The organism is Pseudomonas sp. P4_B4 (assembly GCF_056402255.1).
In genome coordinates this window covers 13,926-38,837 of sequence record NZ_JBFUHS010000020.1, presented here as the reverse complement: position 1 = coordinate 38,837, position 24,912 = coordinate 13,926, and the positions used below count along the sequence as shown (strand labels likewise).

Here is a 24,912-nt window from a genome sequence, read left to right as displayed (position 1 = left end):
CTGATAACACGCCAGCCGGAACACACGTATCAAGTAAACCACGTCCGTCACCCACACCAAGGCAAGCCTTCCACAGACCATCATTTTCGCCCTCTCAGGTGTCGAATGATTTCGCCGATACCGGCGCTATCGATCCATTGCATAAGCTTGATGCTGATAGGAATAACGACCAGTGCGCAAAGAAAGGCTGTCACGCCTCCTGTCAGAAAAGGCGCCAGCGGATGTGCGACAGGCGTAAAGAGGTAACCGACACCTGCAGACAGCAACCAGGAACCAATGCGCTGCCAGGCCTTGAAGTCAGTGCGAGTGGTCGTGACCAGCCACGCTCCGAGCATTGCACCGAACAGTGCCTCGCCATCAACGACTGGCAGCGTTGCAATCCCCATTCCCAACATGAGCCCACTGATACCGTTGTAGGTCGAATCAGTCAGGCTCATGTGCACCTCGCGCAACGACCGAGTCCACGATGATCGCTCCCGACTCGATGGCCTTTAGCAAGGCGGAACTGCGCGAACTGACTGCGAATTTTCGGCGAATATTGGCGAAGTGAAAATTGACGGTAGATTCCGTGCAATTCTCGATCCTGGCGATCTCCCAGGAAGTCTTGCCCTTGAAACACCACATCAGGACTTGTGTTTCTTTTGCCGTCAGCTTCGCCGTTGGCGTACGTCCCTCTCCGCCAGGAGCTACTCGTGCCAAAGAGTCATTCGATTGTTGGGTTGTCATAAGAATCCCTCTTCGCGGGAACACCCGTCGCTGGGCGTCCACTGTTAGAGAGAAATACTGATGGCAAGGCCGAACCCGGACAATTAACGGGAGTTGTAACGACGGGCGCTACACAACGTCATGACATGACTTAGCCGAGTACCACCAACCGGTTCGGCAACTCATTGCGCACATGGGTCACTGGCACATGCACCTTGAGCAACTCGCCACAGGCTTCGACGCAGCTGACAAACCCTTGCAGCGTCTGCCCCTGCTTCACCTGCTGGGTAAACGTGGCGACGATCGCGTCCCAGTTCTTGTTGTCCAGCCGGCTGGAAATCCCTTCATCCACCAGGATCTCCACATAACGCTCGGCTTCGGAAACGAAAATCAGCACGCCGGTGCTGCCCTCGGTGTGGTGCAGGTTCTGCTCCAGGAACTGCCGGCGCGCCAGGTTCGAGGCACGCCAGTGGCGCACCGAGCGCGGTATCAGATGGGTGGTGACTTTCGGCAGGCGGAACACCAGGCACAGCACGATGAAGATGGCCCATTGCACCAGCAGCAGGCTGTGCAGGGTCAGCCAACCGGTGAAGTAATGCACGATGCCCGGTACCAGCAGCGCCAGCAGACTGGCCCACAGCAACGGGATGTACGCATAGTCGTCGGCGCGGGCAGCGAGTACGGTCACCAGTTCTGCGTCGGTCTCGCGCTCGACCCGGGCAATGGCCTCGGCCACTTTGCGTTGTTCGTGTTCAGTCAGTAATGCCATGTCGTGAAGTGCCTGCTCATTTTTATTATCACCAGCCGCCGGACGAACCGCCCCCGCCGAAACTGCCCCCGCCGCCGCTGAAGCCTCCCCCTCCACCGCCGCCGCCAAATCCACCACCGCCAAAGCCGCCCCCGGATCCACCGGAGCCGCCCCGGCCAGCGGGAAGGATACCGAGCATCTGGCACACAAAAACAGTCAGGATGAACAACATCACCAAAAACACGAACAACCCGGGATGCCGCGCAACGAAATCGTCCCCCGGATCACCTCTGGATTCATACGCCGTGGAGGGTTCGTCCAAGGGATTGCCGCCCAGTACCACCAGCATTGCTGCCACGCCGTCACTGATGCCTTTACTGAAATTGCCGGTCTTGAACGCCGGCGTGATGACCTGGTTGATGATCACCGAACTCTGGGCATCGGTCAGGCGATCCTCCAGGCCATAACCGACTTCGATACGCAGCCGGCGCTCGTCCCGGGCGATGATCAGCAAGGCGCCGTTGTTCTTGTCCTTCTGCCCGATGCCCCAGTGGCGGCCAAGTTGGTAACCGAAGTCGGCGATGTCGGTGCCTTGCAAATCCGGCAAAGTCACTACCACAAGCTGCTCGCCGGTGGCTTGCTCATGGGCCTGAAGTTGTTGGGTGAGTTGCTCGCGCACCGACGGCTCGATCATTTGCGCGTTGTCGACCACCCGTCCGATCAGCGCCGGGAAGCTCAGTTCGGCCCGGGCCGTGATCGTCACCACCCACAACAACAGCAACAGGCCTGTTTTCAGGACGCGCATTGGCAACCTCTTACGTGGCGATGCCGATTACCGCTGTTCAGAATTTGACCTCGGGGGCCTTTTCCGCCCCAGGTGTGGCTTCGAAGGTCTCGCGCACCGGCAGGTCGCTGTACATCACGGTGTGCCACAGGCGACCGGGGAACGTGCGGATCTCGGTGTTGTATTTCTGCACCGCGAGGATGAAATCACGCCGGGCCACGCTGATCCGGTTCTCGGTGCCTTCCAGTTGCGACTGCAAGGCGAGGAAGTTCTGGTTGGCCTTCAGGTCCGGATACCGCTCGGAGACCACCATCAAACGGCTCAAGGCGCCGCTGAGCTGGTCCTGGGCCTGTTGGTACTGCTTGAGTTTTTCCGGGTTGTCGAGGGTCGAGGCATCCACCTGGATCGAGGTGGCCTTGGCCCGGGCCTCAATCACCGCCGTCAGGGTCTCTTCTTCATGTTTGGCGTAGCCCTTGACGGTTTCCACCAGGTTGGGAATCAGGTCGGCGCGCCGCTGATACTGGTTCTGCACCTGACCCCAGGCGGCCTTGGCCTGTTCATCGAGCGTCGGGATGTTGTTGATGCCGCAGGCGGTCAGCAAAGTGGCCAGCATCAGCAGCGTGGCGACCTGCAGGCGCGAACGGTAGGTTGGACTTACATTCATCAGGCTGACGCTCCCTTGTACAGTTCATGAAAAAACCGACCGTGAATCCTTCTGAGCCGGCTCTTGGGGCATAATCGCCCGCGCCTCTGGATTGCAACGGGCCGATGGGCTAAAAAGAGGCCCTGCGCAAAAAAGCATCCGCCATCTGGCTGCGGTTTTTTGGCTCTGGTCTTTTGAGCCGGCACCCGAACAACAATAGACGCTCCCTAAATTTTGGCTGGCCGGCGTGTGCATCGCCGTTTGGGCCCTTGAGAAAACTATTCATGAAGAAGCTGTGTTTGCTGGGCCTGTTCGTCAGCCTGGCCAGTCATAACGTATTGGCCGCCACGACGCCCGCACCCCTGGAGAACAAGGAAGCCTTCGTCAGCAACCTGATGAAGCAAATGACCCTCGATGAAAAAATCGGCCAGCTGCGCCTGATCAGCATCGGCCCGGAAATGCCGCGCGAAATGATCCGCAAGGAAATCGCGGCAGGCAACATCGGCGGTACGTTCAACTCGATCACCCGCCCGGAAAACCGGCCGATGCAGGACGCGGCCATGCGCAGCCGCCTGAAGATCCCGATGTTCTTCGCCTACGACGTGATCCACGGCCACCGCACCATTTTCCCGATCCCGCTGGCCCTGGCCTCGAGCTGGGACATGGACGCCATCGGCCTGTCCGGGCGCATCGCCGCCAAGGAAGCCGCGGCTGACAGCCTCGACATCACCTTCGCGCCGATGGTCGACATCTCCCGCGACCCGCGCTGGGGCCGCACCTCCGAAGGCTTCGGCGAAGACACCTACCTGGTGTCGCGCATTGCCGGCGTGATGGTCAAGGCGTTCCAGGGCACGGGCGCCAACGCCGCCGACAGCATCATGGCCAGCGTCAAGCACTTTGCCCTGTACGGCGCGGTCGAGGGCGGCCGCGACTACAACGTGGTCGACATGAGCCCGATCAAGATGTACCAGGACTACCTGCCACCGTACCGCGCTGCCATCGATGCCGGCGCTGGTGGGGTCATGGTCGCGCTGAACTCGATCAACGGCGTGCCGGCCACGGCCAACACCTGGCTGATGAACGACCTGTTGCGCAAGGAGTGGGGCTTCAAGGGCCTGGCCGTCAGCGACCACGGGGCGATTTTCGAGCTGATCAAGCACGGCGTTGCCGCCGACGGTCGCGAAGCGGCGAAGCTGGCGATCAAGGCCGGCATCCACATGAGCATGAACGACACCCTGTACGGCAAAGAGCTGCCAGGGCTGCTGAAGTCCGGTGAAATCCAGCAGAGCGACATCGACAACGCCGTGCGTGCGGTACTGGGCGCCAAGTACGACATGGGCCTGTTCAAAGACCCGTACCTGCGCATCGGCAAGGCCGAGGATGATCCGGTCGACACCTACGCCGACAGCCGCCTGCACCGCGCCGAGGCCCGTGATGTGGCACGCCGCAGCCAGGTGCTGCTGAAAAACCAGAATGACACCCTGCCACTGAAGAAGACTGCAAAAATCGCCCTGGTCGGTCCGCTGGCCAAGGCGCCAATCGACATGATGGGCAGCTGGGCTGCGGCCGGTAAGCCAGCGCAATCGGTGACCCTGTTCGACGGCATGACCAACGCCTTGGGCGACAAATCGACACTGATCTACGCCCGTGGCGCCAACATCACCAGCGACCCGAAAATCCTCGGTTACCTGAACTTCCTCAACTTCGACGCCCCGGAAGTAGTGGATGATCCGCGCCCGGCAAACGTGCTGATCGACGAAGCGGTGAAAGCCGCCAAGGATGCTGATGTCGTCGTTGCCGCCGTCGGCGAATCCCGTGGCATGTCCCACGAATCGTCGAGCCGCACCGACCTGAACATCCCGGAAAACCAGCGCGAGCTGATCCGTGCCCTGAAGGCCACCGGCAAACCGCTGGTGCTGGTGTTGATGAACGGCCGTCCACTGACGATTCTCGAAGAGAAAGAACAGGCTGACGCGATCCTGGAAACCTGGTTCACCGGCACCGAGGGCGGCAACGCCATCGCCGACGTGCTGTTCGGCGACTACAACCCCTCGGGCAAACTGCCGATCAGCATCCCGCGTTCGGTCGGCCAGATTCCGACCTACTACAACCACCTGACCATTGGCCGGCCRTTCACTCCGGGCAAACCGGGCAACTACACCTCGCAGTACTTCGATGACACCACCGGCCCCCTGTACCCGTTCGGTTACGGCCTGAGCTACTCCGAGTTCAGCCTGAGCGACATGGCGCTGTCATCGACCACACTGAACAAGACCGGCAAGCTCGACGCCAGTGTCACGGTGAAAAACACCGGCAAGCGTGACGGCGAAACCGTGGTGCAGTTGTACATCCAGGACGTGGCCGGCTCGATGATCCGCCCGATCAAGGAACTGAAGAACTTCCAGAAAGTAATGGTCAAGGCTGGCGAGCAGAAAGTCGTGCACTTCACCATCACCGAGGACGACCTGAAGTTCTACAACACCCAGCTCAAGTACGCGGCGGAGCCGGGCAAGTTCAATGTGCAGATCGGCCTGGATTCCCAGGACGTGACGCAGCAGAGTTTTGAGTTGCTCTAATCCCGGCAACAACGCAATACAAATGTGGGAGCGGGCTTGCTCGCGAAAGCGATCTGTCAGTCGACATCATCATTGACTGACACTCCGTCTTCGTCGGATCGCCGCCCGGAGCAAGCCCGCTCCCACATTTGGTTTCTGGTGTCTAAAAGATCGGCGTCAACCCCGTCGATCCAGCAGATTTACTACCACCCGATCCACCCATCCCCACACCCGCTGCTTGACTCGCCGCCACAACGGCCGACGCTTCCACTCCTCCAGACTGACTTGCTCACTCAACCCGAAGTCCCGTTCGAAACTCGCGGCTACCGCTTGGGTCAATCCGGGATCCAGTGCTTCCAGGTTGGCCTCCAGGTTGAAGCGCAGGTTCCAGTGATCGAAGTTGCACGAACCGATGCTCACCCAGTCATCGATCAGGACCATTTTCAAGTGCAGGAAACACGGCTGGTATTCGTAAATCGTCACCCCGGCCCTGAGCAGTCGCGGGTAGTAGCGATGGCCGGCATAGCGCACGGATGGGTGATCGGTACGGGGGCCGGTCAGCAGCAACCGCACATCGACGCCCCGGGCAGCCGCCCGGCGCAGGGAGCGGCGGACTTTCCAGGTCGGCAAAAAGTACGGCGTGGCCAGCCAGATCCGTCGCTGACCGCTGTTCAGGGCGCGCACCAGCGATTGCAGAATATCCCGGTGTTGACGGGCGTCGGCATAGGCCACACGGCCCATGCCTTCGCCTATGGACGGCACCCGTGGCAGGCGCGGCAGACCGAAATGCGAGGCCGGTCGCCAGGCACGTCGATGGCGGTTGGCAATCCACTGACGATCAAACAGCAGTTGCCAGTCGAGCACCAGCGGACCGGTGATTTCCACCATCACTTCGTGCCATTCGCTGACGTCTTCGCCCGGTGTCCAGAACTCATCAGTGACACCGGTGCCGCCGACCACGGCAAGACTCTGGTCCACCAGTAACAGCTTGCGATGATCGCGGTAGAAGTTGCCGACCCAGCGCCGCCAGCTCAGCCGGTTGTAGAAACGCAGTTCCACCCCGGCAGCCATCAGCCGCTGACGCAAAGTCAGGGTGAAAGCGAGGCTGCCGTAATCATCGAACAGGCAGCGCACCCGCACACCGCGCTCGGCGGCCTGCACCAAGGCCTGGACCATGGCTTCGGCGCAGGCGCCCGCCTCCACCAGATACAGCTCCAGTTCGACCTGTTCTTCAGCCCGGGCAATCGCCACCAGCATGCGCGGAAAAAACTGCGGACCGTCGATCAGCAGTTCGAAATGGTTGCCTTCACGCCAGGGAAAAATCGCTCCGGCCATGTCAGCGCGCCGTGAATATCAGTACCGCACTCACCGGCACTGAAAGACTGATCGCCGACAAACCGGCCATTTTGCGCAACGCTTCCAGGCCGGGAGCCAAATCAAAATCTTCGGCGTTGATTACCAGAGGTTCGAGGGTCACCACTTGAAAGCGGCGGTCATCGAGACGGGTCGCCAGCAGTTCGGCTTGGTACTCGTGTTGCTTGCCGTGCAGGTCGACCGTCAGCGGCAGGCGCAACTCCAGCTGTGCGCCGGGAGCGAGGTCGTTGATCGGGCGCAGATCGATTTTCGTGGTGATCAAGGCGTCGGGAAACCGGTCGATCTGGAACAATTCCTTGCGCATGCGTTCATCGCGCAACGGGATGCCGCTGTTGATCGACTCCAGTTCGACTTCCACCTGTGCCAGTCCCTCGGGATCGACCTTGCCGTGCAACACCAGGAAGCGCTGCACTTCGGAGACATTGGCATTCTTGGTGCTGACAAACGACAGGCGCGAAGACTCGCCGTCGAGGTACCAGTCGGCGCGGGCCGACAATGTGGCGCCGGCCAGCAGCAGGAAAACGAGGGGTTGGAGGGTGGAGCGCTTGAACATAGAGACTCGTGGGGCAGATAAACCTGTGCTGAACCTTAACTGGCCTTCAGCGCATTGCAAGCCGTCTATTACTCCAAACCTGCCTTTGTGGCGAGGGAGCTTGCTCCCGCTCGGCTGCGAAGCAGTCGCAAAACCTGTCATTGCGGTTTGCCTGATGGAACCTGTTGCATGGTTTTGGGGGGCCGCTTCGCGACCCAACGGGGGCAAGCCCCCTCGCCACAAAAGCCTTGTCCTCACCCACGAATCTATTCGTGTTCAAGGCTGCAAGCGGCAACCCTGGCGCTCGCCGATCCACACCGCGCTGTTGCTGCGGCCCATGCCGCTGACCGTGACACGCTTGCCGGCCGGGTCATCGGTAAAGCCGCTGGCGGGCAGCCACTGTTTCACATAACCGTGGCAGTACTCGGCATCGTTGTTCATCACGTAGCGGCACGAACAGTACTCCTTGGTGGTGTAAGCGCTAATGATGTCGGGGAACGCCCACAGCGCCACCCGTTCGTGCCAGATCCAGCCGAGCAAGGCGATCAGCAGGATCAGCAACAGAGAGCTGACCGGTCGACGGCGAATGAAACCGCTCATGGCTGCACCTTCCCGGCAAACGCCTTGAGCGCGAGCTGGAGCAATTGGTTGTGCCGGTAACTGCCGTCGCGGTCATCGCCGTAGCGGACGATCACCAGCTGTTCACTGGGGATCACGTACATCGCCTGGCCCCAATGACCCAACGCGGCGAAGGTGTCGCCGGGGGCATCGGGCCAGGGTCGTGCCGCGCCCTCAACGGCTCGATTGAGCCACCACTGGCCGCCGGGGACGGCATCGTCTTGATCGGCGTGATAGTGAGCGAACGGTTCGCGGTTGAATGCCACCCAGTCCTTGGGCAGCAGTTGCTTGTCTGCCCAGCGACCCTCGCGTGCCATCAACAGACCGACCCGGGCCAGATCCCGTGCAGAGAGGTAGGCATAGGACGAAGCGACGAAAGTGCCCGTGGCATCTGTTTCCCAAACGGCATGGCGAATGCCCAGCGGCTCGAACAATGCAGTCCACGGATAGTCGAGATAGCGGCTGGGGCCGACGATGGTTTTCAACGCGGCGGACAACAGGTTGCTGTCACCGCTGGAGTAGCGAAATGCCTGGCCCGGTGCCGCGTACTCGGCATGCGCTGCGGTGAACGCGGCCATGTCGCGGTGACCGCGGGTGTAGAGCATGGCCACCACCGACGACTTCAGCGGTGCGTATTCATAGTCCTCTTGCCAGTCGATGCCCGAGGCCCAGTGCAACAGGTCGGCCATGGTCGTGGAGGGGTGCTTTTGCAGCGGTGGATAAAACTTCTGTACCGGGTCCTGCAACTTGAACAGCCCTTCGCCGTAGGCCACACCGAGGACCGTGGCCATCAGGCTTTTACTGATCGACCAGGTCAGGTGTGGTGTCTCGGCCGTCGTCGGGCCGGCATAGCGTTCGTAGATCAACTGGCCGTCGCGGATCACCAGCAAGGCATCGGTGCGAATGCCCTGGCGAGTGGTGTCATCGCGGGTTGGGAAGGCATAGGCCTCCAAGGCTTGAAGCGCCGGGCCGGTCGGTGTCGGGGCGGTCGGCCATTGCTCGGCGGGCCAGTTTTCAGCCTGGGCCGTGAGGCTGAGCAACAGCAGGAAAATCAGGGACAAGCCTTTGGGCATGGCGGGGGCTCGGAGATTGAACCTGCTGAGCCTAGTCGAGGTTGATGACAGTTCAGAAATTTGTGCTGCCAATCAGTCCGTCTTCGCGGGCAAGCCCGCTCCCACAGAGATCTCGCTCACACCAAAGATCCATTGTGGGAGCGGGCTTGCTCGCGAAGGGGCCAGTCAATTCAACGAAGATTCCGCCAATGCCTTGGCCAACCTCTTCCCCCGAGCCCCCGCCGCCAACTCCATCACCGCCTGATCCCGCTGCCACATCGTCGCCCACTCTTGAGGCCCTCCAGCCAGCGCCTCATTCACCTCAGCCTTGAGCCCATCGAACTGTGCAAACAACCCGCCAAGTAACACATGCCCGGCCGGATGGGTCGGTGGCTGGCGGCTGGATTCCGAGCACCCCGCGAGCAACCCCAGCAACCGCAATTGCAAGCCTTGTGGCCAATCGCATTCTTGGCCGACGCCATACAACCACGCCGTCATGGCGCTCAGTACATAGATGTCTTCCAGCGTGCGGAACGGTTTGACGTACGCGTCCCAACCATCCCCCGCCAGCAACTCGCACAGCGCGTTATCCAGAAACAAGCGGCCATGGCTGATGTCCGGCATCAACGGGATCAGCGCCAGTTTTTCCACCTGCACACCCGGCTCATCGCGATAGATCACCGCCAGGCTCAAGCGTGGATCGGCGCCGGGCTCCTCGCTGCGTGCCGCCACCAGCAGCCAGTCGGCGGCATTACCGGCGGTGACGAAATCCTTGCGTCCGCTCAGGCGCAAACCGCTCAGTCGGGTTTGCATGTCGGCCGGGCGCAGGCTGCGCTGTTCGGTGGCACACAGCGCGCCCAGGCTCAGTGGCGCGCTCGGCCAGAGCATGCGTAAGGCCGCCTGATAGCCCACCAGAAACGCCAACCCCGGTGTCGCCATCAACCGCCCGCCAAGCACTGCCAATTCGAACGGCGTGACCGTGCCCAACTGCTGCAACAAGGTCGCGAAACCTTCGGCCAGATCCGGGTTGGCGGGTAAGCGATCACGGCGGTTCAACAGGGTTTGCCAGGGCATAAGAGGCTCCTCGAGGGCTGTCATATAAGCATCACCAAAGCTTAATGGCGATGACACCGGGGCTACATAGCCTGACTTTGCACAACACGGCTAGACAAAGAAAGTCGATTCGCTGTAGCCCAAAGACGGGTGAGCAGCCCGCACGGAGATTCGTCATGACTCAGATCGCCCGCATCAGCGACACCGGCAACGAACGCCGCCTGCAAGCCGAACGCCTGGTGGGTGCCGAGGCTTTGCAGGAAGCCCAGGCCTTGCGCTTCAACGTGTTCAGTGGCGAATTCAACGCCAGGCTCAAGGGCGCTGAACTGGGTCTGGACATGGATGACTACGACGTTCACTGCGCCCACATCGGCGTGCGTGACTTGAATACCGGGCGTCTGGTGGCAACCACCCGTTTGCTCGACCACACGGCTGCCAGCAGCCTGGGCAAGTTCTACAGCGAAGAAGAATTCAGCCTCCACGGCCTGGTGCACCTGCAAGGCCCGATCCTGGAAATCGGTCGCACCTGCGTCGACCCGGCCTACCGCAACGGCGGCACCATCGCCGTGCTCTGGGGCGAACTGGCCGAAGTCCTGAACCAGGGCGGCTACAGCTACCTGATGGGTTGCGCGAGCATTCCGATGCAGGATGGCGGCGTGCAGGCCCACGCGATCATGCAGCGTCTGCGCGAACGCTACCTATGCACCGAACATCTGCGCGCCGAGCCTAAAAACCCGCTGCCGAGCCTGGACATCCCGTCGAACGTGATTGCCGAAATGCCACCGCTGCTTAAGGCTTACATGCGCCTGGGCGCGAAGATCTGCGGCGAGCCATGCTGGGACGAAGACTTCCAGGTCGCCGACGTGTTCATCCTGCTCAAGCGCGACGAGCTCTGCCCGCGTTACGCCAAACACTTCAAGGCGGCTGTGTAATGAGCCGGTTACGGGTGTACGCGCGAATCGCGCGAGTGCTGCTGGTGGTGATGCTGGGTTTGGGCATGGCCAGTGTGTTCGGAGTGTTCGAGCGCCTGGGCCTGGCCCATTCGATGGCGCGTCGTCAGCGCTGGTCGCGGTTTTTCATGGCCCGCCTGAGCAACGCCCTGCCCTTTGACGTGACCGTCCACGGCGAGCTGCCGAAGGCACCGATGCTCTGGGTCAGCAACCACGTGTCCTGGACCGACATCCCGCTGCTGGGCATGCTCACGCCGCTGTCGTTCCTGTCCAAGGCCGAAGTGCGCACCTGGCCAGTAGCCGGCTGGTTGGCGGCCAAGGCCGGCAGCCTGTTTATCCGCCGAGGCTCGGGTGACAGCCAGTTGATCCGCAAGCAGATGACCCGTCACCTGGAACAGGCACACCCCCTGCTGATGTTCCCGGAAGGCACCACTACCAATGGCCGTTCGCTGCGGACCTTCCATGGTCGCCTGCTGTCCGCCGCCATCGATTCCGAAGTGGCGATGCAGCCGGTGGCGATTCGTTATGTGCGTAACGGCGAGCCTTGCGCGCTGGCGCCGTTCATTGGCGACGATGACTTGCTGTCGCATCTGATGCGGTTGTTTGCCAATGACCGTGGCGGTGTGGAGATTCATCTGCTCAAGCCAATCGCTTGCGAAGGCCGGGAACGCGCGGCACTGGCGTTCGAGGCGCAGCAGGCGGTGCAGAAGGCGTTGTTTGGGGCTGTCGTTGAACCTCAGCGAGCACCAATGCGCCCTGCTATTGCGGCGTGACGCGATCTTTGATTCACCGAAGTATCCTGTGGGAGCGAGCCTGCTCGCTCCCACATGGGTTTTATGGTGTTGGATAGTTCCGGGCAAAATCCTGCAACTGCGGATAGAACAACCGAAAGTCCTCGCTCAACGGTTCATACAACCGCCGCAACTCCTGCATCGCCGCCGCCAGCTCTTCCGGCCGGGTCAGGCGCCGCGAGATCCCTCGCAATACCTGCTCCAGCACTTCGAATTCCTGATACGAGCCCAACCAGTCATTGGCCACCATGTACGGCGCAATCTTCGCCAGCCGCTCCGGCAATTGCCGTTCGCTGGACAGCACCCGGTAAACGTCCGAGGTGAACAACGCCAGAGGCCGGTCGGCATACAGCGCCCAGTCCCGGGCCAGGCAATGGTCGAAAAACACGTCGAGCACGATCCCCGCGTAGCGACGACGGGTCAGGGAGAAACGCGACAGTGCGACGTCCACCAGCGGATGGCGATCGGTGAACACGTCGATGCTGCGGTGCAACTGGATAGCCCCCTCGATTTCCGGAGCGAATTGCCCTTGCAGCCGTCCCTTGACGAAATCGCCATACAGACTGCCGAGCAATTGGCCGGGACGCTGGCCACCGAGGTGAAGATGTGCGAGATAGTTCATGGACGCAGCTTAGCACTGCCCTCTTGTCTTGTTACACTCAACATATCGTTATAACTCGATATACCGAAATGCGAGCTGGTCAGAGCCAAATCATATTTGTATATCGCGAAATACCGATTTAAAGTTCGCCTCATCGCGATATAGCGTTTTAAACATCACGAGCCCACATCATGACCATCAATCTCGACGAAATAATAAAAGCCCTGGCACACCCAGTACGGCGAGACATCCTGCACTGGCTCAAGGACCCGACCGTCGAATTTCCCGACCAGTCCCACAGCAACGAGCACGGCGTTTGCGCCGGGCAGATCGATCAGCGCTGCGGTTTGTCGCAGTCCACGGTGTCCGCACACCTGGCTACCCTGCAACGCGCCGGCCTGATCAGCAGCCGCAAAGTCGGCCAATGGCACTTCTTCAAACGAAATGAGGAAACCATTCAGGAATTCCTCAAAACCTTCAGTAAAGAGCTCTGACCCTGTGGGGGCGTTCTCAATTGGTTTTCACACAGCGCCGGGAAAACMAATTGAGAACGCCCCCCACGTCAGTCGGCTAAAAAAGGAATTACCCCATGCCCCTCTCGCTACTCATCCTGGCCTTGAGCGCCTTCGCCATCGGCACCACCGAGTTCGTCATCATGGGCCTGCTGCCCAACGTGGCAGCTGACCTCGGTGTATCGATTCCCGGTGCCGGCTGGCTGGTGACCGGTTACGCCCTGGGCGTGGCCATCGGCGCGCCGTTCATGGCGCTGGCCACCGCCAAACTGCCGCGCAAGGCAGCCCTGGTGGCGTTGATGGGCATTTTCATTGTCGGCAACCTGCTTTGCGCAGTGGCCGGCGACTACAACGTGCTGATGTTCGCCCGTGTGGTTACCGCCCTGTGCCATGGCGCCTTCTTCGGTATCGGTTCAGTGGTAGCCGCCGGCCTGGTGCCTGCGAACAAACGCGCTTCGGCCGTGGCATTGATGTTCACCGGCCTGACCCTGGCCAACGTCCTCGGCGTACCGCTGGGCACCGCCCTCGGTCAGGAAGCCGGCTGGCGTTCGACCTTCTGGGCCGTGACCGTGATCGGTGTGATCGCACTGATCGGTTTGATCCGCTTCCTGCCGGCCAAGCGTGATGAAGAAAAACTCGACATGCGCGCCGAACTGGCCGCACTCAAGGGCGGCGGCATCTGGCTGTCCCTGAGCATGACTGCACTGTTCGCCGCCTCGGTATTCACCCTGTTCACCTATGTCGCGCCGCTCCTCGGCGAAGTCACCGGCGTCTCGCCCCGTGGCGTGACCTGGACCCTGATGCTCATCGGCCTGGGCCTGACGGTCGGCAACATCATTGGCGGCAAGCTGGCCGACAAAGGCATGGCCGCGACGCTGATCGGCGTGTTCATCACCATGGCCGTGGTGTCCACCGTGCTGACCTGGACCAGCGTCGCGCTGATCCCGACCGAAATCACCCTGTTCCTCTGGGCCACCGCGTGCTTCGCCGCCGTCCCGGCGCTGCAAGTGAACGTGGTGACCTTCGGCAAGGCCGCACCGAACCTGGTGTCGACCCTGAACATCGGCGCTTTCAACATCGGCAACGCCTTGGGTGCCTGGGTCGGCGGCAGCGTGATCGCCCACGGCTTCGGCCTGACCAGCGTGCCGCTCGCGGCAGCCGTACTGGCGGTACTCGCCCTGCTGGTGACCCTGATTACTTTCCGTCAGAGCGGCAATCCCGATCTGGCCCCAGCTACTTCTAACTGATCTCCAAAAGAGAGCCACTAAATGACGACTATTTTCGATCCGATCAAACTGGGCGACCTCGAGTTGGCCAACCGCATCATCATGGCGCCACTGACCCGCTGCCGCGCCGACGAAGGTCGCGTGCCCAACGCGCTGATGGCCGAGTACTACGTGCAACGCGCCTCCGCCGGCCTGATCCTCAGCGAGGCCACTTCGGTGACGCCAATGGGCGTCGGCTACCCTGACACCCCGGGCATCTGGTCCAACGATCAGGTGCGTGGCTGGTCCAACGTGACCAAGGCGATCCATGGAGCGGGCGGCAAGATTTTCCTGCAACTGTGGCACGTGGGGCGCATTTCCCACGGTTTGTACCTGAACGATGAAGCCCCGGTCGCCCCAAGCGCCATCCAGCCCAAGGGCCACGTCAGCCTGGTGCGTCCGCTGGCCGACTTCCCTGTGCCGCGCGCCCTGGAAATCGCTGAAATCGCCGACATCGTCGACGCTTACCGCGTCGGTGCCGAGAACGCCAAGGCCGCCGGCTTCGACGGTGTGGAAATCCATGCCGCCAACGGTTACCTGCTCGACCAGTTCCTGCAAAGCAGCACCAACCAGCGCACCGACAACTACGGCGGCTCCCTGGAAAACCGTGGCCGCCTGCTGCTGGAAGTGACCGATGCCGCCATCGAAATCTGGGGCGCCGGCCGTGTGGGCGTGCACCTGTCGCCACGCGCCGACTTGCATGACATGGGTGACGACAACCTGGCCGAAACCTTCACCTACGTCGCTCGCGAACTGGGCAAGCGTGGCATTGCCTTCATCTGCTCGCGGGAGAAAGAAGGTGCCGACAGCCTCGGCTCACAACTCAAGGAAGCCTTCGGCGGCCCTTACATTGCCAACGAGCGTTTCACCAAGGACAGCGCCAACGCGTTGCTCGCCAGTGGCAAGGCCGATGCAGTCGCCTTCGGCGTACCCTTCATTGCCAACCCTGACCTGCCAGCACGTTTGCAGGCTGACGCGCCGCTGAACGAAGCGCGCCCGGAACTGTTCTACGCCAAGGGCCCGGTTGGCTACATCGACTACCCGACGCTGTAATCAGTAATGGCTGAAACGCAAAAGCCCCGACTCGAAAGAGCCGGGGCTTTTTAGTTGCTGACAACATAGTGTGGAATTGTCCATGCCCACAAGGGCGATATATGGCCTTCTCACAGACTCGACACAATATTCCTACAAATTACTGAGCTTGCTACCTGTCAACCTGCCGAGTGTAAGTATATAAAAGCACCCCATTGTCGAAGGGCGCGTGAAGAACTGTTCATCTTCGGCTTCAACGGTTGACACACAAGACGCCGATTACGCATTTTGCTTTATTTGCGCAGGCTGGGGCTAAAGCGCAACAGATCCAGCCCGGTATCGACCCAACGCTCGGCTTCGGTGTGCAATTCAAAACTGTCGGGGGTCAGCAACCACTGGTACAGGATGCCGTCAATATAAGCATGCAAGCTGATGGCGGCGCGGGCGGTGTCGAGGTTTTCCGGCAACTGGCCGCGATTCACTGCATTACTCAGGGCCAGGCCGATCCGCACATTGCATTCGAGGCTGGCTGACACCCGTTGTTGGCGCAGGTCGCACATTTCATCGGTGAATTCGCACTTATGAAAAAGAATCTCATTAATGCGTCGGGTTTTCGGGTCCAGCGCAATTTGATGAAACAAATGAATCAACAGCTTGCGCATGCAGCCCAGGGGATCGAGTTCGTCTTCGCTCTCGCTGGCCTTGGCCATTTCTTCCAGCGGCTCATGCAGGGTGTCGAGCATGGCCTGCACCAGATCCGCCTTGTTGCTGAAATGCCAGTAAATGGCCCCTCGAGTGACGCCGGCCAGGGTCGCGATGTCCGCCAGGGTCGTGCGCGCCACGCCTCGCTCGAAAAAGGCCTTTTCGGCCGCCACGAGAATTTGCGCGCGGGTTTCCTGAGCTTCCTCTTTGGTACGACGGACCATGGCAGTACAACCTCAATCAGGGTGCTTCAGCGATGCCTGAACATCGGCTGAATAAAAGTGGGGCGAACGTTCTGGGGGGGCGTCCCCGGCCTACAATTCCAACCTTTCAACGGCTTGTGTAACGGCCCGTGTAGCGACATTGATACGCAGCCTGGGTATTTACAAACAGCCATGTACGTAAGTATATTCCTTAGCAAGCTACTTATCCACTCGGCAAACACTTTTCAACCTTCCACCTTTCTAGTGCGCTCCTTGCGCGCCTGACCCGAGGATTTTCATGCAATTCAAGCCAGCTGTTACCGCTCTGGTCGCCGCCGTCGCCCTGGCATCGCTACTCAGCGGATGCAAAAAGGAAGAGGCAGCACCGGCCGCCCCACCGCCTCAGGTCGGCGTCGTGACTCTGCAACCGCAAGCTTTCACCCTGACATCCGATCTGCCCGGCCGTACCAGTGCGTTCCGCATTGCCGAAGTCCGCCCGCAGGTCAACGGCATCATTCTCAAGCGCCAGTTCAAGGAAGGCAGTGACGTCAAGGCCGGCCAGCAGCTCTATCAGATCGACCCGTCGATCTATGAAGCAACGCTTGCCAGCGCCGAAGCCAACCTGCGTTCGACCAAGTCGATTTCCGACCGCTACAAGCAACTGGTCGACGAACAAGCCGTAAGCCGTCAGGAATACGACACCGCCGTGGCCAACCGCCTGCAATCGGAAGCCGCGCTGCAAACCGCACAGATCAACGTGCGCTACACCAAGGTCTATGCCCCGCTGACCGGCCGCATCGGCCGTTCCTCGGTGACCGAAGGCGCGCTGGTCAGCAATGCCCAGGTCGACGCGATGGCGGTGATTCAGCAGATCGACCCGATCTACGTCGACGTGACGCAGTCCTCGGTCGAGCTGTTGCAACTGCGCCGTGAGCTGGAAAGCGGTCGCTTGCAAAAGGCTGGCGACAACACAGCCTCGGTCAAGCTGACCCTTGAAGACGGCAGCGAGTACAAGCTGGACGGCAAGCTGGAATTTTCCGAAATCTCGGTTGACCAGACCACCGGTTCCGTCACCCTGCGTGCCATTTTCCCGAACCCTGACCACACCCTTCTGCCTGGCATGTTCGTGCACGCCAAGTTGCTGGCCGGTGTGAACAGCGCGGCGATCCTGGCCCCGCAGCAAGGCGTGACCCGCGACCTCAAGGGTACCCCGACCGCACTGGTTGTCGGCCCGGACAACAAGGTCGAACTGCGCCAACTCAAGGCCAACCGCACCGTCGGCAATCAATGGCTGATCGAAGACGGCCTGAAGGCTGGCGATCGCCTGATCACCGAAGGTCTGCAATTCGTCAAACCTGGCGTCGAAGTCAAGGCCAGTGAAGCGACCAACGTAGCCGTAACGAACCCGGCCCCCGCCCAGGCAGCTGATAAAGCCTCTGGCGGCAAAGGGGAGTAAACCATGTCGAAATTTTTTATCGACCGTCCGATTTTCGCCTGGGTAATTGCCCTGGTGATCATGTTGGTCGGGGCACTATCGATCCTCCGGTTGCCGATCAACCAGTACCCGAGCATTGCACCTCCAGCGATCGCCATCTCCGTGGCCTACCCGGGTGCTTCGGCACAAACGGTTCAGGACACCGTGGTTCAGGTGATCGAGCAACAGCTCAACGGTATCGACAACCTGCGTTATGTCTCGTCGGAAAGTAACTCCGACGGCACCATGACCATTACCGCGACCTTCGAGCAAGGCACCAACTCCGACACCGCGCAGGTTCAGGTCCAGAACAAGCTGAACCTGGCCACCCCGCTGCTGCCGCAAGAAGTGCAACAGCAAGGTATCCGCGTCACCAAGGCGGTGAAGAACTTCCTGTTGGTGATCGGCGTGGTGTCGCGTGACGGCAGCATGACCAAGGACGACCTGTCCAACTACATCGTGTCGAACATGCAGGACCCGATCTCGCGGACCGCTGGTGTCGGCGACTTCCAGGTGTTCGGTTCCCAGTACGCCATGCGTATCTGGCTCGACCCGGCCAAGTTGAACAACTACAACCTGACCCCGATCGACGTCAAGACTGCCATCGCTGCGCAAAACGTCCAGGTGTCGTCCGGCCAGCTCGGCGGCCTGCCTGCCCTGCCCGGCACCCAGCTGAACGCGACGATCATCGGCAAGACCCGCCTGCAGACCGCTGAGCAATTCGACAAGATCCTGCTCAAGGTCAACAAGGACGGTTCCCAGGTTCGCTTGAAAGATGTCGCCGAAGTCGGTCTGGGTGGTGAGAACTACAGCATCAACGCCCAGTTCAACGGCGCGCCGGCTTCCGGCCTGGCGGTGAAACTGGCCACCGGTGCCAACGCTCTGGATACCGCCAAGGCCCTGCGCACGACCATCGACAGCCTCAAGCCGTTCTTCCCACAAGGGATGGAAGTGGTGTTCCCATATGACACCACTCCGGTAGTAACGGAATCGATCAGGGGCGTGGTTCACACCCTGGTCGAAGCGGTCGCGCTGGTGTTCCTGGTGATGTTCCTGTTCCTGCAGAACTTCCGTGCCACCATCATCACCACGATGACCGTGCCGGTGGTATTGCTCGGTACGTTCGGCATCCTCGCGGCAGCCGGTTTCAGCATCAACACCCTGACCATGTTCGGCATGGTGCTGGCCATCGGCTTGCTGGTGGACGACGCCATCGTCGTGGTGGAAAACGTCGAACGGGTGATGAGCGAAGAAGGCCTGTCACCCAAGGAAGCCACCAAGAAATCCATGGGCCAGATCCAGGGCGCACTGGTGGGTATTGCCCTGGTGTTGTCGGCGGTGCTGCTGCCCATGGCGTTCTTCAGCGGTTCCACCGGTGTGATCTACAAGCAGTTCTCGATCACCATCGTCTCGGCCATGGCCCTGTCGGTACTGGTTGCACTGATCTTCACCCCGGCGCTCTGCGCCACCATGCTCAAGCCAATTCCGAAAGGCGAGCACGGCACCCCGAAACGCGGTTTCTTTGGCTGGTTCAACCGCAATTTCGACCGCGGCGTTCGCAGCTACGAACGCGGTGTCGGCAATATCCTGCAGCGCAAGATCCCGTATCTGCTGGCGTACCTGCTGATCGTGGTTGGCATGATCTGGCTGTTCGCCCGCATTCCAACGGCGTTCCTGCCTGAAGAAGACCAGGGTGTACTGTTCGCCCAGGTGCAAACCCCGGCCGGTTCGACGTCCCAGCGCACCCAAGTGGTTGTGGACGAGATGCGTGAATTCCTGCTGCGCCCTGGCAAGGATGGCGGCGAAGGTGATGCGGTGAACTCGGTGTTTACCGTGACCGGCTTCAACTTCGCCGGCCGTGGCCAGAGTTCGGGTATGGCATTCATCATGCTCAGACCGTGGGACGAACGTAACGCCGACAACAACGTGTTCAAGGTGGCGGCCCGTGCCCAGCAGCACTTCTTCACCTTCCGCGATGCCATGGTGTTCGCGTTCGCGCCACCGGCGGTACTGGAACTGGGTAACGCCACCGGTTTCGACGTGTTCCTGCAGGACCGCGCCGGTATCGGCCACGAAAAACTGATGCAAGCGCGCAACCAGTTCCTCGGCATGGCTGCGCAAAGCAAGATTCTGACCCAGGTGCGTCCGAACGGCCTGAACGACGAACCGCAATACCAGCTGGAAATCGATGACGAGAAGGCCAGTGCCCTGGGCATTACCATCGCCGACATCAACAACACCCTGTCGATTGCCCTGGGCAGTAGCTACGTCAACGACTTCATCGACCGTGGTCGGGTGAAGAAGGTTTACGTGCAAGGCCAGCCAGGCGCTCGAATGGGCCCCGAAGACCTGCAGAAGTGGTACGTGCGCAATAGCGTCGGCACCATGGTTCCGTTCTCGGCGTTCGCCAAGGGCGAGTGGATTTACGGTTCGCCGAAACTGGCCCGCTACAACGGCGTGGAAGCGATGGAAATCCTCGGCGCCCCGGCACCGGGTTACTCCACCGGTGAAGCCATGCTCGAAGTCGAAGCCATTGCCAAGAAACTGCCGGCGGGTGTCGGTATTTCCTGGACCGGCCTGTCGTACGAAGAACGTCTGTCCGGTTCGCAAGCACCGGCGCTGTACGCCCTGTCGCTGCTGATGGTGTTCCTGTGTCTGGCGGCGTTGTATGAAAGCTGGTCGATTCCGATCGCGGTGATGTTGGTGGTACCGCTGGGGATCATCGGTGCACTGATGGCCACCAGCCTGCGCGGTTTGTCCAACGACGTGTACTTCCAGGTAGGTTTGTTGACGACTATCGGTCTGGCGGCGAAAAACGCCATTCTGATTGTCGAATTTGCCAAGGAACTGCACGAACAAGGGCGTAGCCTGCGCGATGCGGCGATTGAGGCGTGCCGCATGCGTCTGCGACCGATCATCATGACCTCGCTCGCCTTCGTTCTCGGTGTGGTACCACTGGCGATATCCACGGGCGCAGGTTCCGGTAGCCAGCATGCAATCGGTACCGGTGTGATCGGCGGTATGATCACGGCGACGGTGCTGGCGATCTTCTGGGTCCCGCTGTTCTTCGTCACCGTGTCGTCCATAGGCCAGCGCAAAATCGCCGACCAGGATGACGCTACTGAAACTCCTAAAGAGGCTGGCTAATGAGCAAGTCGCTACTCTCCCTGGCAGTCGCCGCCTTCGTGCTCGGTGGCTGCTCGCTGATACCTGATTATCAGCAACCCGAAGCACCGGTGGCGGGCCAGTACCCGCAAGGCCTGGCGTACTCGCCGGCCCAGGCACCGGCGCAAGCGGCTGCCGAGCAGGGCTGGAAGCAGTTTTTCCATGACCCGGCGCTGCAACAGCTGATCCAGGTTGCCCTGGAAAACAACCGTGACCTGCGTGTCGCGGCCCTGAACATCGACGCGTTTGCGGCTCAGTACCGCATCTCCCGTGCCGATCTGTTCCCGGCCGTCTCGGCCAACGGCACCGGCAGCCGTCAGCGCGTTCCGACTGACGCTTCGCAGACCGGTCAAGCCGGCATCACCAGTTCCTACTCGGCAACGGTTGGTGTCAGCGCCTATGAACTCGACCTGTTCGGTCGGGTTCGCAGCCTGAACGAAGAGGCGCTGCAGAAGTACTTCGCCACCGAAGAAGGCCGCCGCAGCACGCAGATCAGCCTGGTGGCCAGCGTGGCCAATGCCTACCTGACCTGGCAGGCCGACAAGGAACTGTACAAGCTGACCCAGGACACCCTGGCCGCCTTCGAGGAGAGCTACAAGCTCACCGCCCGCAGCAACGAAGTCGGCGTCGCTTCGGCCCTGGACCTGGCGCAGTCGCGCACCTCGGTGGAAAACGCCCGTGCGCAACTGGCCAAGTACACCCGTCAGGTCGCCCAGGACGAGAACATCCTGGTACTGCTGCTCGGCACCGGCGTCCCGGCCAACCTGCAAGCGGCCAAACCGCTTGACGACGACCTGCTGAGCGACGTTCCGCCCGGCCTGCCGTCGGACCTGCTGCATCGTCGTCCGGACATCCTTCAGGCCGAGTACAACCTCAAGGCCGCCAACGCCAACATCGGCGCGGCGCGGGCTGCGTTCTTCCCGAGCATCAGCCTCACGGCCAATGCGGGGACCTTGAGCCCGGACCTGTCCGGTCTGTTCAAGGGTGGTTCGGGCACGTGGCTGTTCCAGCCGCAGATCAACCTGCCGATCTTCAACGCCGGCGCCCTGAGCGCCAGCCTGGATTACTCGAAAATCCAGAAAGACATCGGCGTGGCGAACTACGAGAAGTCCATTCAAACGGCCTTCCAGGAAGTCGCCGACGGCCTGGCCGCGCGCCAGACCTACGTCCAGCAGTTGCAGGCACAGAAAGATTTCGTCAGTGCCAACCAGGACTACTACCGCCTGGCCGAGCGTCGTTACCGCATCGGGGTCGACAGCAACCTGACCTTCCTCGATGCCCAGCGTCAGCTGTTCAGTGCACAACAGGTGCTGATCACCGACCGTCTGGCGCAGCTGGTCAGCCAGGTCAACCTGTACAAGGCCCTGGGTGGTGGCTGGAACGAACAGACGGCGAAGAACGAGCCGTTGAAAGAAGAAGCACCGAAGCTGAAGATGTTCTGATCGGCATGCGCTCGCAAGGATGTTTGACTGATCCTTGAGGCTCACGAAAATCCGGAATCCCACCGAGGATTCCGGATTTTTTATGCCTGTCCCAAAGGCGTTGCGTACACACCTGGCGTCAAATCCGAGCCAGCGCCTGGGCGCGGCCGACCACGGCCAGACCCAGGCCGGTGTTGCCAGCACAGTTGCCTCGACGATGGTACCGCCGGGATGCAGGCGACCTTGATCAAACCGCCGGGGTTCTGCGATTCGAACTTGAGAAACAGCGTGCAGGAGTCGGTAATGCCGTCCTACGAACGATAAGTGTCAGACAGTGACGAACGAGCCGATGAAAAAGCCTCGTCATCGCGCGTAAGAGGTTCTGTTTCACAAGTAAGAAAAAACCCATGCCAGTGCTCCATGACATGGGTTTTCGATCAGAGCTTTAGCTCGACCACATCACGCACTTATCACGCCTGGCCACGCGCCTCCAAACGCTTTGATTTCGGCACTCTCAATCGAAAATTCGGACATGAGAAAACCACATCCCGCGGCTTCTCCTCGCTGTTATCAATATAATTAAAACTAAAATGCCCCTCAATGACATCCCACTCACCTTGCTCGGTAATGAACATAACAGTAAGCGAACCACGCAATTCCGACTGAGGATAGCCTGTACTGCCGTGCCTCAAGAACTCTGCTTGCACCTCATTGGCGCCCCATCCTATTTGATGAGAGCCAACCTTTAATTCATCCCCCCAAAAAGCCAACTCCGTATATGGACCTACCTTCTTGGCGAGCAAAAAGAAATAATGAGGTTCACTTTGCCAATAAAAATATAGCTCCTCGCGCTCACCATCTCCGCGGAACTCAATATCGATATTGTCCCCATCGTCAATTTTAAGGTTCCCGTTTATCACCCCCCGTACAGCGGGGATATTCAGCACGGGAATTTTTCCGCCTTCAACAACAACCTGCCCATTATTTTCTTTAACAACTATCTTTTTCTTTAAGGCTTCCATAGGGGCCACCATTATCTCAAGCGATCATCAACAACCAAACAACACATTAAACCTATGCCACAGCCTTCCCCCTTACAACTATCAGATCTACTAGGTTGACATACGCCAAAGCCAGAACATTCTGTTTAATCCCTTGCACGCCCTTATTAGCCAAATCGAAAGCACACCTGCGCGAACGCTTATACTTTCGTTCGATAATCGCCCAAAACCCGCTTTTTACGATTGAACCATCCAGTACATTCCCCGCACCATCCGAACCACAAAACCAATAACAACAGGTTCGACACCATGCCCCCGCGCCCTGCCCTCACCGGCTGACCCGCTTCGTTTTGTGCTGATTCCGAATATTCGTCTGCAACCCCGGGTTGTGGCATCACCCCGCTTCATCCCCAAGAATTAGAGAGACCCGAGCTCATGACGTCTTCCACCGCGCAGTATTTCGTTCCCAGCCTGATCGCCATGGCCCTGGCCAGCGCGGCCCTGCCCGCCTACGCCGAGGAGTCGGGTTTTGTTGAAGGGGCCAAGGTCAACCTGAACCTGCGCAACTTCTACATCAACCGCAACTTCACCAACCCGACCAAGGCCCAGGGCAAGGCTGAAGAATGGACGCAGAGTTTCATCCTCGACGCCAAGTCCGGTTTCACCCAGGGCACAGTCGGGTTCGGCATGGATGTGCTCGGTTTGTATTCGGTGAAGCTCGACGGCGGCAAAGGCACCGGCGGTACCCAACTGCTGCCGCTGGATCATGACGGTCGCCCGGCGGATAACTTCGGGCGCACCAACGTCGCGTTCAAGGCCAAGCTGTCGCAGACCGAAGTGAAAGTCGGCGAGTGGATGCCGGTGTTGCCAATCCTGCGTTCGGACGACGGTCGTTCGCTGCCGCAAACCTTCCGTGGCGGCCAGATCACCTCGAAGGAAATCAATGGCCTGACGCTCTACGGTGGCCAGTTCCGCCAGAACAGCCCACGCGACGACAGCAGCATGAACGACATGTCGATGACCGGCAAAGCCGCGTTCACCTCCGACCGTTTCAACTTCCAGGGCGGTGAGTACGTGTTCAACGACAAGCGCACCCAGATCGGCCTGTGGAACGCCGAACTCAAGGACATCTACAGCCAGCAATTCATCAATCTGATCCACAGCCAGCCGCTTGGCGACTGGACCCTTGGCGCCAACCTGGGTTTCTTCTACGGCAAGGATGACGGCAGCGCCCGGGCCGGCGAGCTGGACAACAAAACAATGTACGGCTTGTTTTCGGCCAAGCACGGCGGCAACACGTTCTACGTCGGCCTGCAAAAACTCACCGGCGACAATGCCTGGATGCGGGTCAACGGCACCAGCGGCGGGACCCTGGCCAACGATAGCTACAACTCCAGCTACGACAACGCCCAGGAGAAATCCTGGCAAGTGCGCCACGACTACAACTTCGCCGCCCTGGGCGTGCCGGGTTTGACCCTGATGAACCGCTATATCAGCGGCGACAATGTGCACACCGGCAGCATCACCGATGGCAAGGAATGGGGGCGTGAATCGGAACTGGGCTACACCGTGCAAAGCGGTGCGCTGAAGGACCTGAACCTGAAATGGCGCAACTCGACCATGCGCCGTGACTACAGCAACAACGAGTTCGATGAAAACCGCCTGATCATCAGCTATCCGATCAGCTTGTTGTAAACACTAAAAATGTGGGAGCGGCGGTGCGGCGATCCG

The 24,912-nt window shown here is 60.3% G+C and carries 23 protein-coding genes and 1 pseudogene; 10 read left to right on the top strand and 14 right to left on the bottom strand.

Annotated features, from left to right (window positions below; genetic code table 11):
- Positions 1-80: 80 nt before the first annotated feature.
- From AC1DVE_RS20240 to AC1DVE_RS20220, 5 genes are all read right to left on the bottom strand, one after another.
- A complete protein-coding gene (locus tag AC1DVE_RS20240; protein WP_150727576.1) occupies positions 81-437 on the bottom strand; it encodes a putative holin in 357 nt (118 codons plus the stop codon).
- Entirely contained in the window at positions 424-726 is a 303-nt protein-coding gene (locus tag AC1DVE_RS20235) for a helix-turn-helix transcriptional regulator (RefSeq protein WP_223458353.1), read from the bottom strand. The genes AC1DVE_RS20240 and AC1DVE_RS20235 overlap by 14 nt, the downstream gene beginning before the upstream one ends.
- Positions 727-856: 130 nt before the next feature.
- Positions 857-1,474 carry a TPM domain-containing protein gene (locus AC1DVE_RS20230; RefSeq protein ID WP_150727578.1) on the bottom strand — a complete coding sequence of 206 codons (618 nt, stop codon included), beginning with the start codon at positions 1,472-1,474 and terminating at the stop codon, positions 857-859.
- Positions 1,475-1,502: 28 nt separating this feature from the next.
- Positions 1,503-2,258 (bottom strand): TPM domain-containing protein, encoded by a 756-nt coding sequence (locus AC1DVE_RS20225; protein WP_477784147.1) that lies wholly within the window; start codon positions 2,256-2,258, stop codon positions 1,503-1,505.
- Positions 2,259-2,295: 37 nt separating this feature from the next.
- Entirely contained in the window at positions 2,296-2,901 is a 606-nt protein-coding gene (locus tag AC1DVE_RS20220; protein ID WP_223459316.1) for a LemA family protein, read from the bottom strand.
- Positions 2,902-3,164: 263 nt separating this feature from the next.
- On the opposite strand from AC1DVE_RS20220, the gene bglX reads away from it, so the two are divergent.
- Positions 3,165-5,456: a beta-glucosidase BglX gene (bglX, locus tag AC1DVE_RS20215; RefSeq protein ID WP_223537771.1), complete on the top strand. Its 2,292-nt coding sequence runs from the start codon at positions 3,165-3,167 to the stop codon at positions 5,454-5,456.
- A 156-nt stretch (positions 5,457-5,612) separates the two neighbouring features.
- On the opposite strand, the gene AC1DVE_RS20210 is transcribed toward bglX, so the two are convergent.
- The 5 genes from AC1DVE_RS20210 to AC1DVE_RS20190 all read right to left on the bottom strand — a co-directional run bounded on the left by AC1DVE_RS20210 (position 5,613) and on the right by AC1DVE_RS20190 (position 10,085).
- On the bottom strand, positions 5,613-6,770 hold the full coding sequence (locus AC1DVE_RS20210) for a phospholipase D-like domain-containing protein (RefSeq protein WP_223459320.1): 1,158 nt from the start codon (positions 6,768-6,770) through the stop codon (positions 5,613-5,615).
- A gap of 1 nt (position 6,771) precedes the next feature.
- On the bottom strand, positions 6,772-7,362 hold the full coding sequence (locus AC1DVE_RS20205; RefSeq protein ID WP_223459322.1) for a YceI family protein: 591 nt from the start codon (positions 7,360-7,362) through the stop codon (positions 6,772-6,774).
- Positions 7,363-7,617: 255 nt separating this feature from the next.
- Positions 7,618-7,941, bottom strand: a complete 324-nt coding sequence (locus AC1DVE_RS20200; RefSeq protein ID WP_223537774.1) for an amidase — start codon at positions 7,939-7,941, stop codon at positions 7,618-7,620.
- Positions 7,938-9,032 carry a serine hydrolase domain-containing protein gene (locus AC1DVE_RS20195; protein ID WP_223459326.1) on the bottom strand — a complete coding sequence of 365 codons (1,095 nt, stop codon included), beginning with the start codon at positions 9,030-9,032 and terminating at the stop codon, positions 7,938-7,940. Before AC1DVE_RS20195 ends, AC1DVE_RS20200 begins: the two co-directional genes overlap by 4 nt.
- Before the next feature lie 165 nt (positions 9,033-9,197).
- A complete protein-coding gene (locus AC1DVE_RS20190) occupies positions 9,198-10,085 on the bottom strand; it encodes an acyl-CoA dehydrogenase (RefSeq protein ID WP_477784146.1) in 888 nt (295 codons plus the stop codon).
- 155 nt (positions 10,086-10,240) lie between these two features.
- Here AC1DVE_RS20190 and olsB point away from each other — a divergent pair, with 155 nt between their 5' ends.
- Both olsB and AC1DVE_RS20180 read left to right on the top strand, forming a co-directional pair.
- Positions 10,241-10,996, top strand: a complete 756-nt coding sequence (gene olsB, locus AC1DVE_RS20185) for an L-ornithine N(alpha)-acyltransferase (RefSeq protein WP_057400777.1) — start codon at positions 10,241-10,243, stop codon at positions 10,994-10,996.
- On the top strand, positions 10,996-11,787 hold the full coding sequence (locus AC1DVE_RS20180) for a lysophospholipid acyltransferase family protein (RefSeq protein ID WP_223459330.1): 792 nt from the start codon (positions 10,996-10,998) through the stop codon (positions 11,785-11,787). Before olsB ends, AC1DVE_RS20180 begins: the two co-directional genes overlap by 1 nt.
- A gap of 61 nt (positions 11,788-11,848) precedes the next feature.
- On the opposite strand, the gene AC1DVE_RS20175 is transcribed toward AC1DVE_RS20180, so the two are convergent.
- Positions 11,849-12,427, bottom strand: a complete 579-nt coding sequence (locus tag AC1DVE_RS20175) for an acyl carrier protein phosphodiesterase (RefSeq protein ID WP_223444391.1) — start codon at positions 12,425-12,427, stop codon at positions 11,849-11,851.
- 170 nt (positions 12,428-12,597) lie between these two features.
- On the opposite strand from AC1DVE_RS20175, the gene AC1DVE_RS20170 reads away from it, so the two are divergent.
- The 3 genes from AC1DVE_RS20170 (at position 12,598) to AC1DVE_RS20160 (ending at position 15,236) form a co-directional block, all read left to right on the top strand.
- Positions 12,598-12,900: an ArsR/SmtB family transcription factor gene (locus AC1DVE_RS20170; RefSeq protein WP_008019443.1), complete on the top strand. Its 303-nt coding sequence runs from the start codon at positions 12,598-12,600 to the stop codon at positions 12,898-12,900.
- 95 nt (positions 12,901-12,995) lie between these two features.
- Complete coding sequence (locus AC1DVE_RS20165) at positions 12,996-14,165, top strand: MFS transporter (RefSeq protein WP_223459332.1); 1,170 nt, start codon at positions 12,996-12,998, stop codon at positions 14,163-14,165.
- A 21-nt stretch (positions 14,166-14,186) separates the two neighbouring features.
- Positions 14,187-15,236, top strand: coding sequence for an alkene reductase (locus tag AC1DVE_RS20160; protein WP_223459334.1), 1,050 nt, complete (start codon positions 14,187-14,189; stop codon positions 15,234-15,236).
- A 272-nt stretch (positions 15,237-15,508) separates the two neighbouring features.
- Here the strand turns inward: AC1DVE_RS20160 and emhR are convergent, their stop codons facing one another.
- On the bottom strand, positions 15,509-16,141 hold the full coding sequence (emhR, locus tag AC1DVE_RS20155) for an efflux system transcriptional repressor EmhR (protein WP_223459336.1): 633 nt from the start codon (positions 16,139-16,141) through the stop codon (positions 15,509-15,511).
- A 277-nt stretch (positions 16,142-16,418) separates the two neighbouring features.
- On the opposite strand from emhR, the gene AC1DVE_RS20150 reads away from it, so the two are divergent.
- Genes AC1DVE_RS20150 through emhC form a run of 3 tightly spaced genes read left to right on the top strand, consistent with a single transcriptional unit; the run spans position 16,419 to position 22,201 of the window.
- Positions 16,419-17,576 (top strand): efflux RND transporter periplasmic adaptor subunit, encoded by a 1,158-nt coding sequence (locus tag AC1DVE_RS20150; protein WP_223459338.1) that lies wholly within the window; start codon positions 16,419-16,421, stop codon positions 17,574-17,576.
- A 3-nt stretch (positions 17,577-17,579) separates the two neighbouring features.
- Complete coding sequence (emhB, locus tag AC1DVE_RS20145) at positions 17,580-20,741, top strand: efflux RND transporter permease subunit EmhB (protein WP_223459340.1); 3,162 nt, start codon at positions 17,580-17,582, stop codon at positions 20,739-20,741.
- Positions 20,741-22,201: an efflux RND transporter outer membrane subunit EmhC gene (gene emhC, locus AC1DVE_RS20140; protein ID WP_223459342.1), complete on the top strand. Its 1,461-nt coding sequence runs from the start codon at positions 20,741-20,743 to the stop codon at positions 22,199-22,201. The genes emhB and emhC overlap by 1 nt, the downstream gene beginning before the upstream one ends.
- Before the next feature lie 136 nt (positions 22,202-22,337).
- Here emhC and AC1DVE_RS20135 read toward each other — a convergent pair.
- Together AC1DVE_RS20135 and AC1DVE_RS20130 are read right to left on the bottom strand one after the other, a co-directional pair.
- A pseudogene (locus tag AC1DVE_RS20135) lies at positions 22,338-22,482 on the bottom strand (cystathionine beta-synthase); the annotation flags it as partial.
- A gap of 168 nt (positions 22,483-22,650) precedes the next feature.
- Positions 22,651-23,202, bottom strand: a complete 552-nt coding sequence (locus tag AC1DVE_RS20130; protein ID WP_223459344.1) for a hypothetical protein — start codon at positions 23,200-23,202, stop codon at positions 22,651-22,653.
- 414 nt (positions 23,203-23,616) lie between these two features.
- Between AC1DVE_RS20130 and AC1DVE_RS20125 the strand changes: the two genes are divergently transcribed.
- Entirely contained in the window at positions 23,617-24,876 is a 1,260-nt protein-coding gene (locus AC1DVE_RS20125) for an OprD family porin (RefSeq protein WP_223459346.1), read from the top strand.
- Positions 24,877-24,912 lie beyond the last annotated feature (36 nt).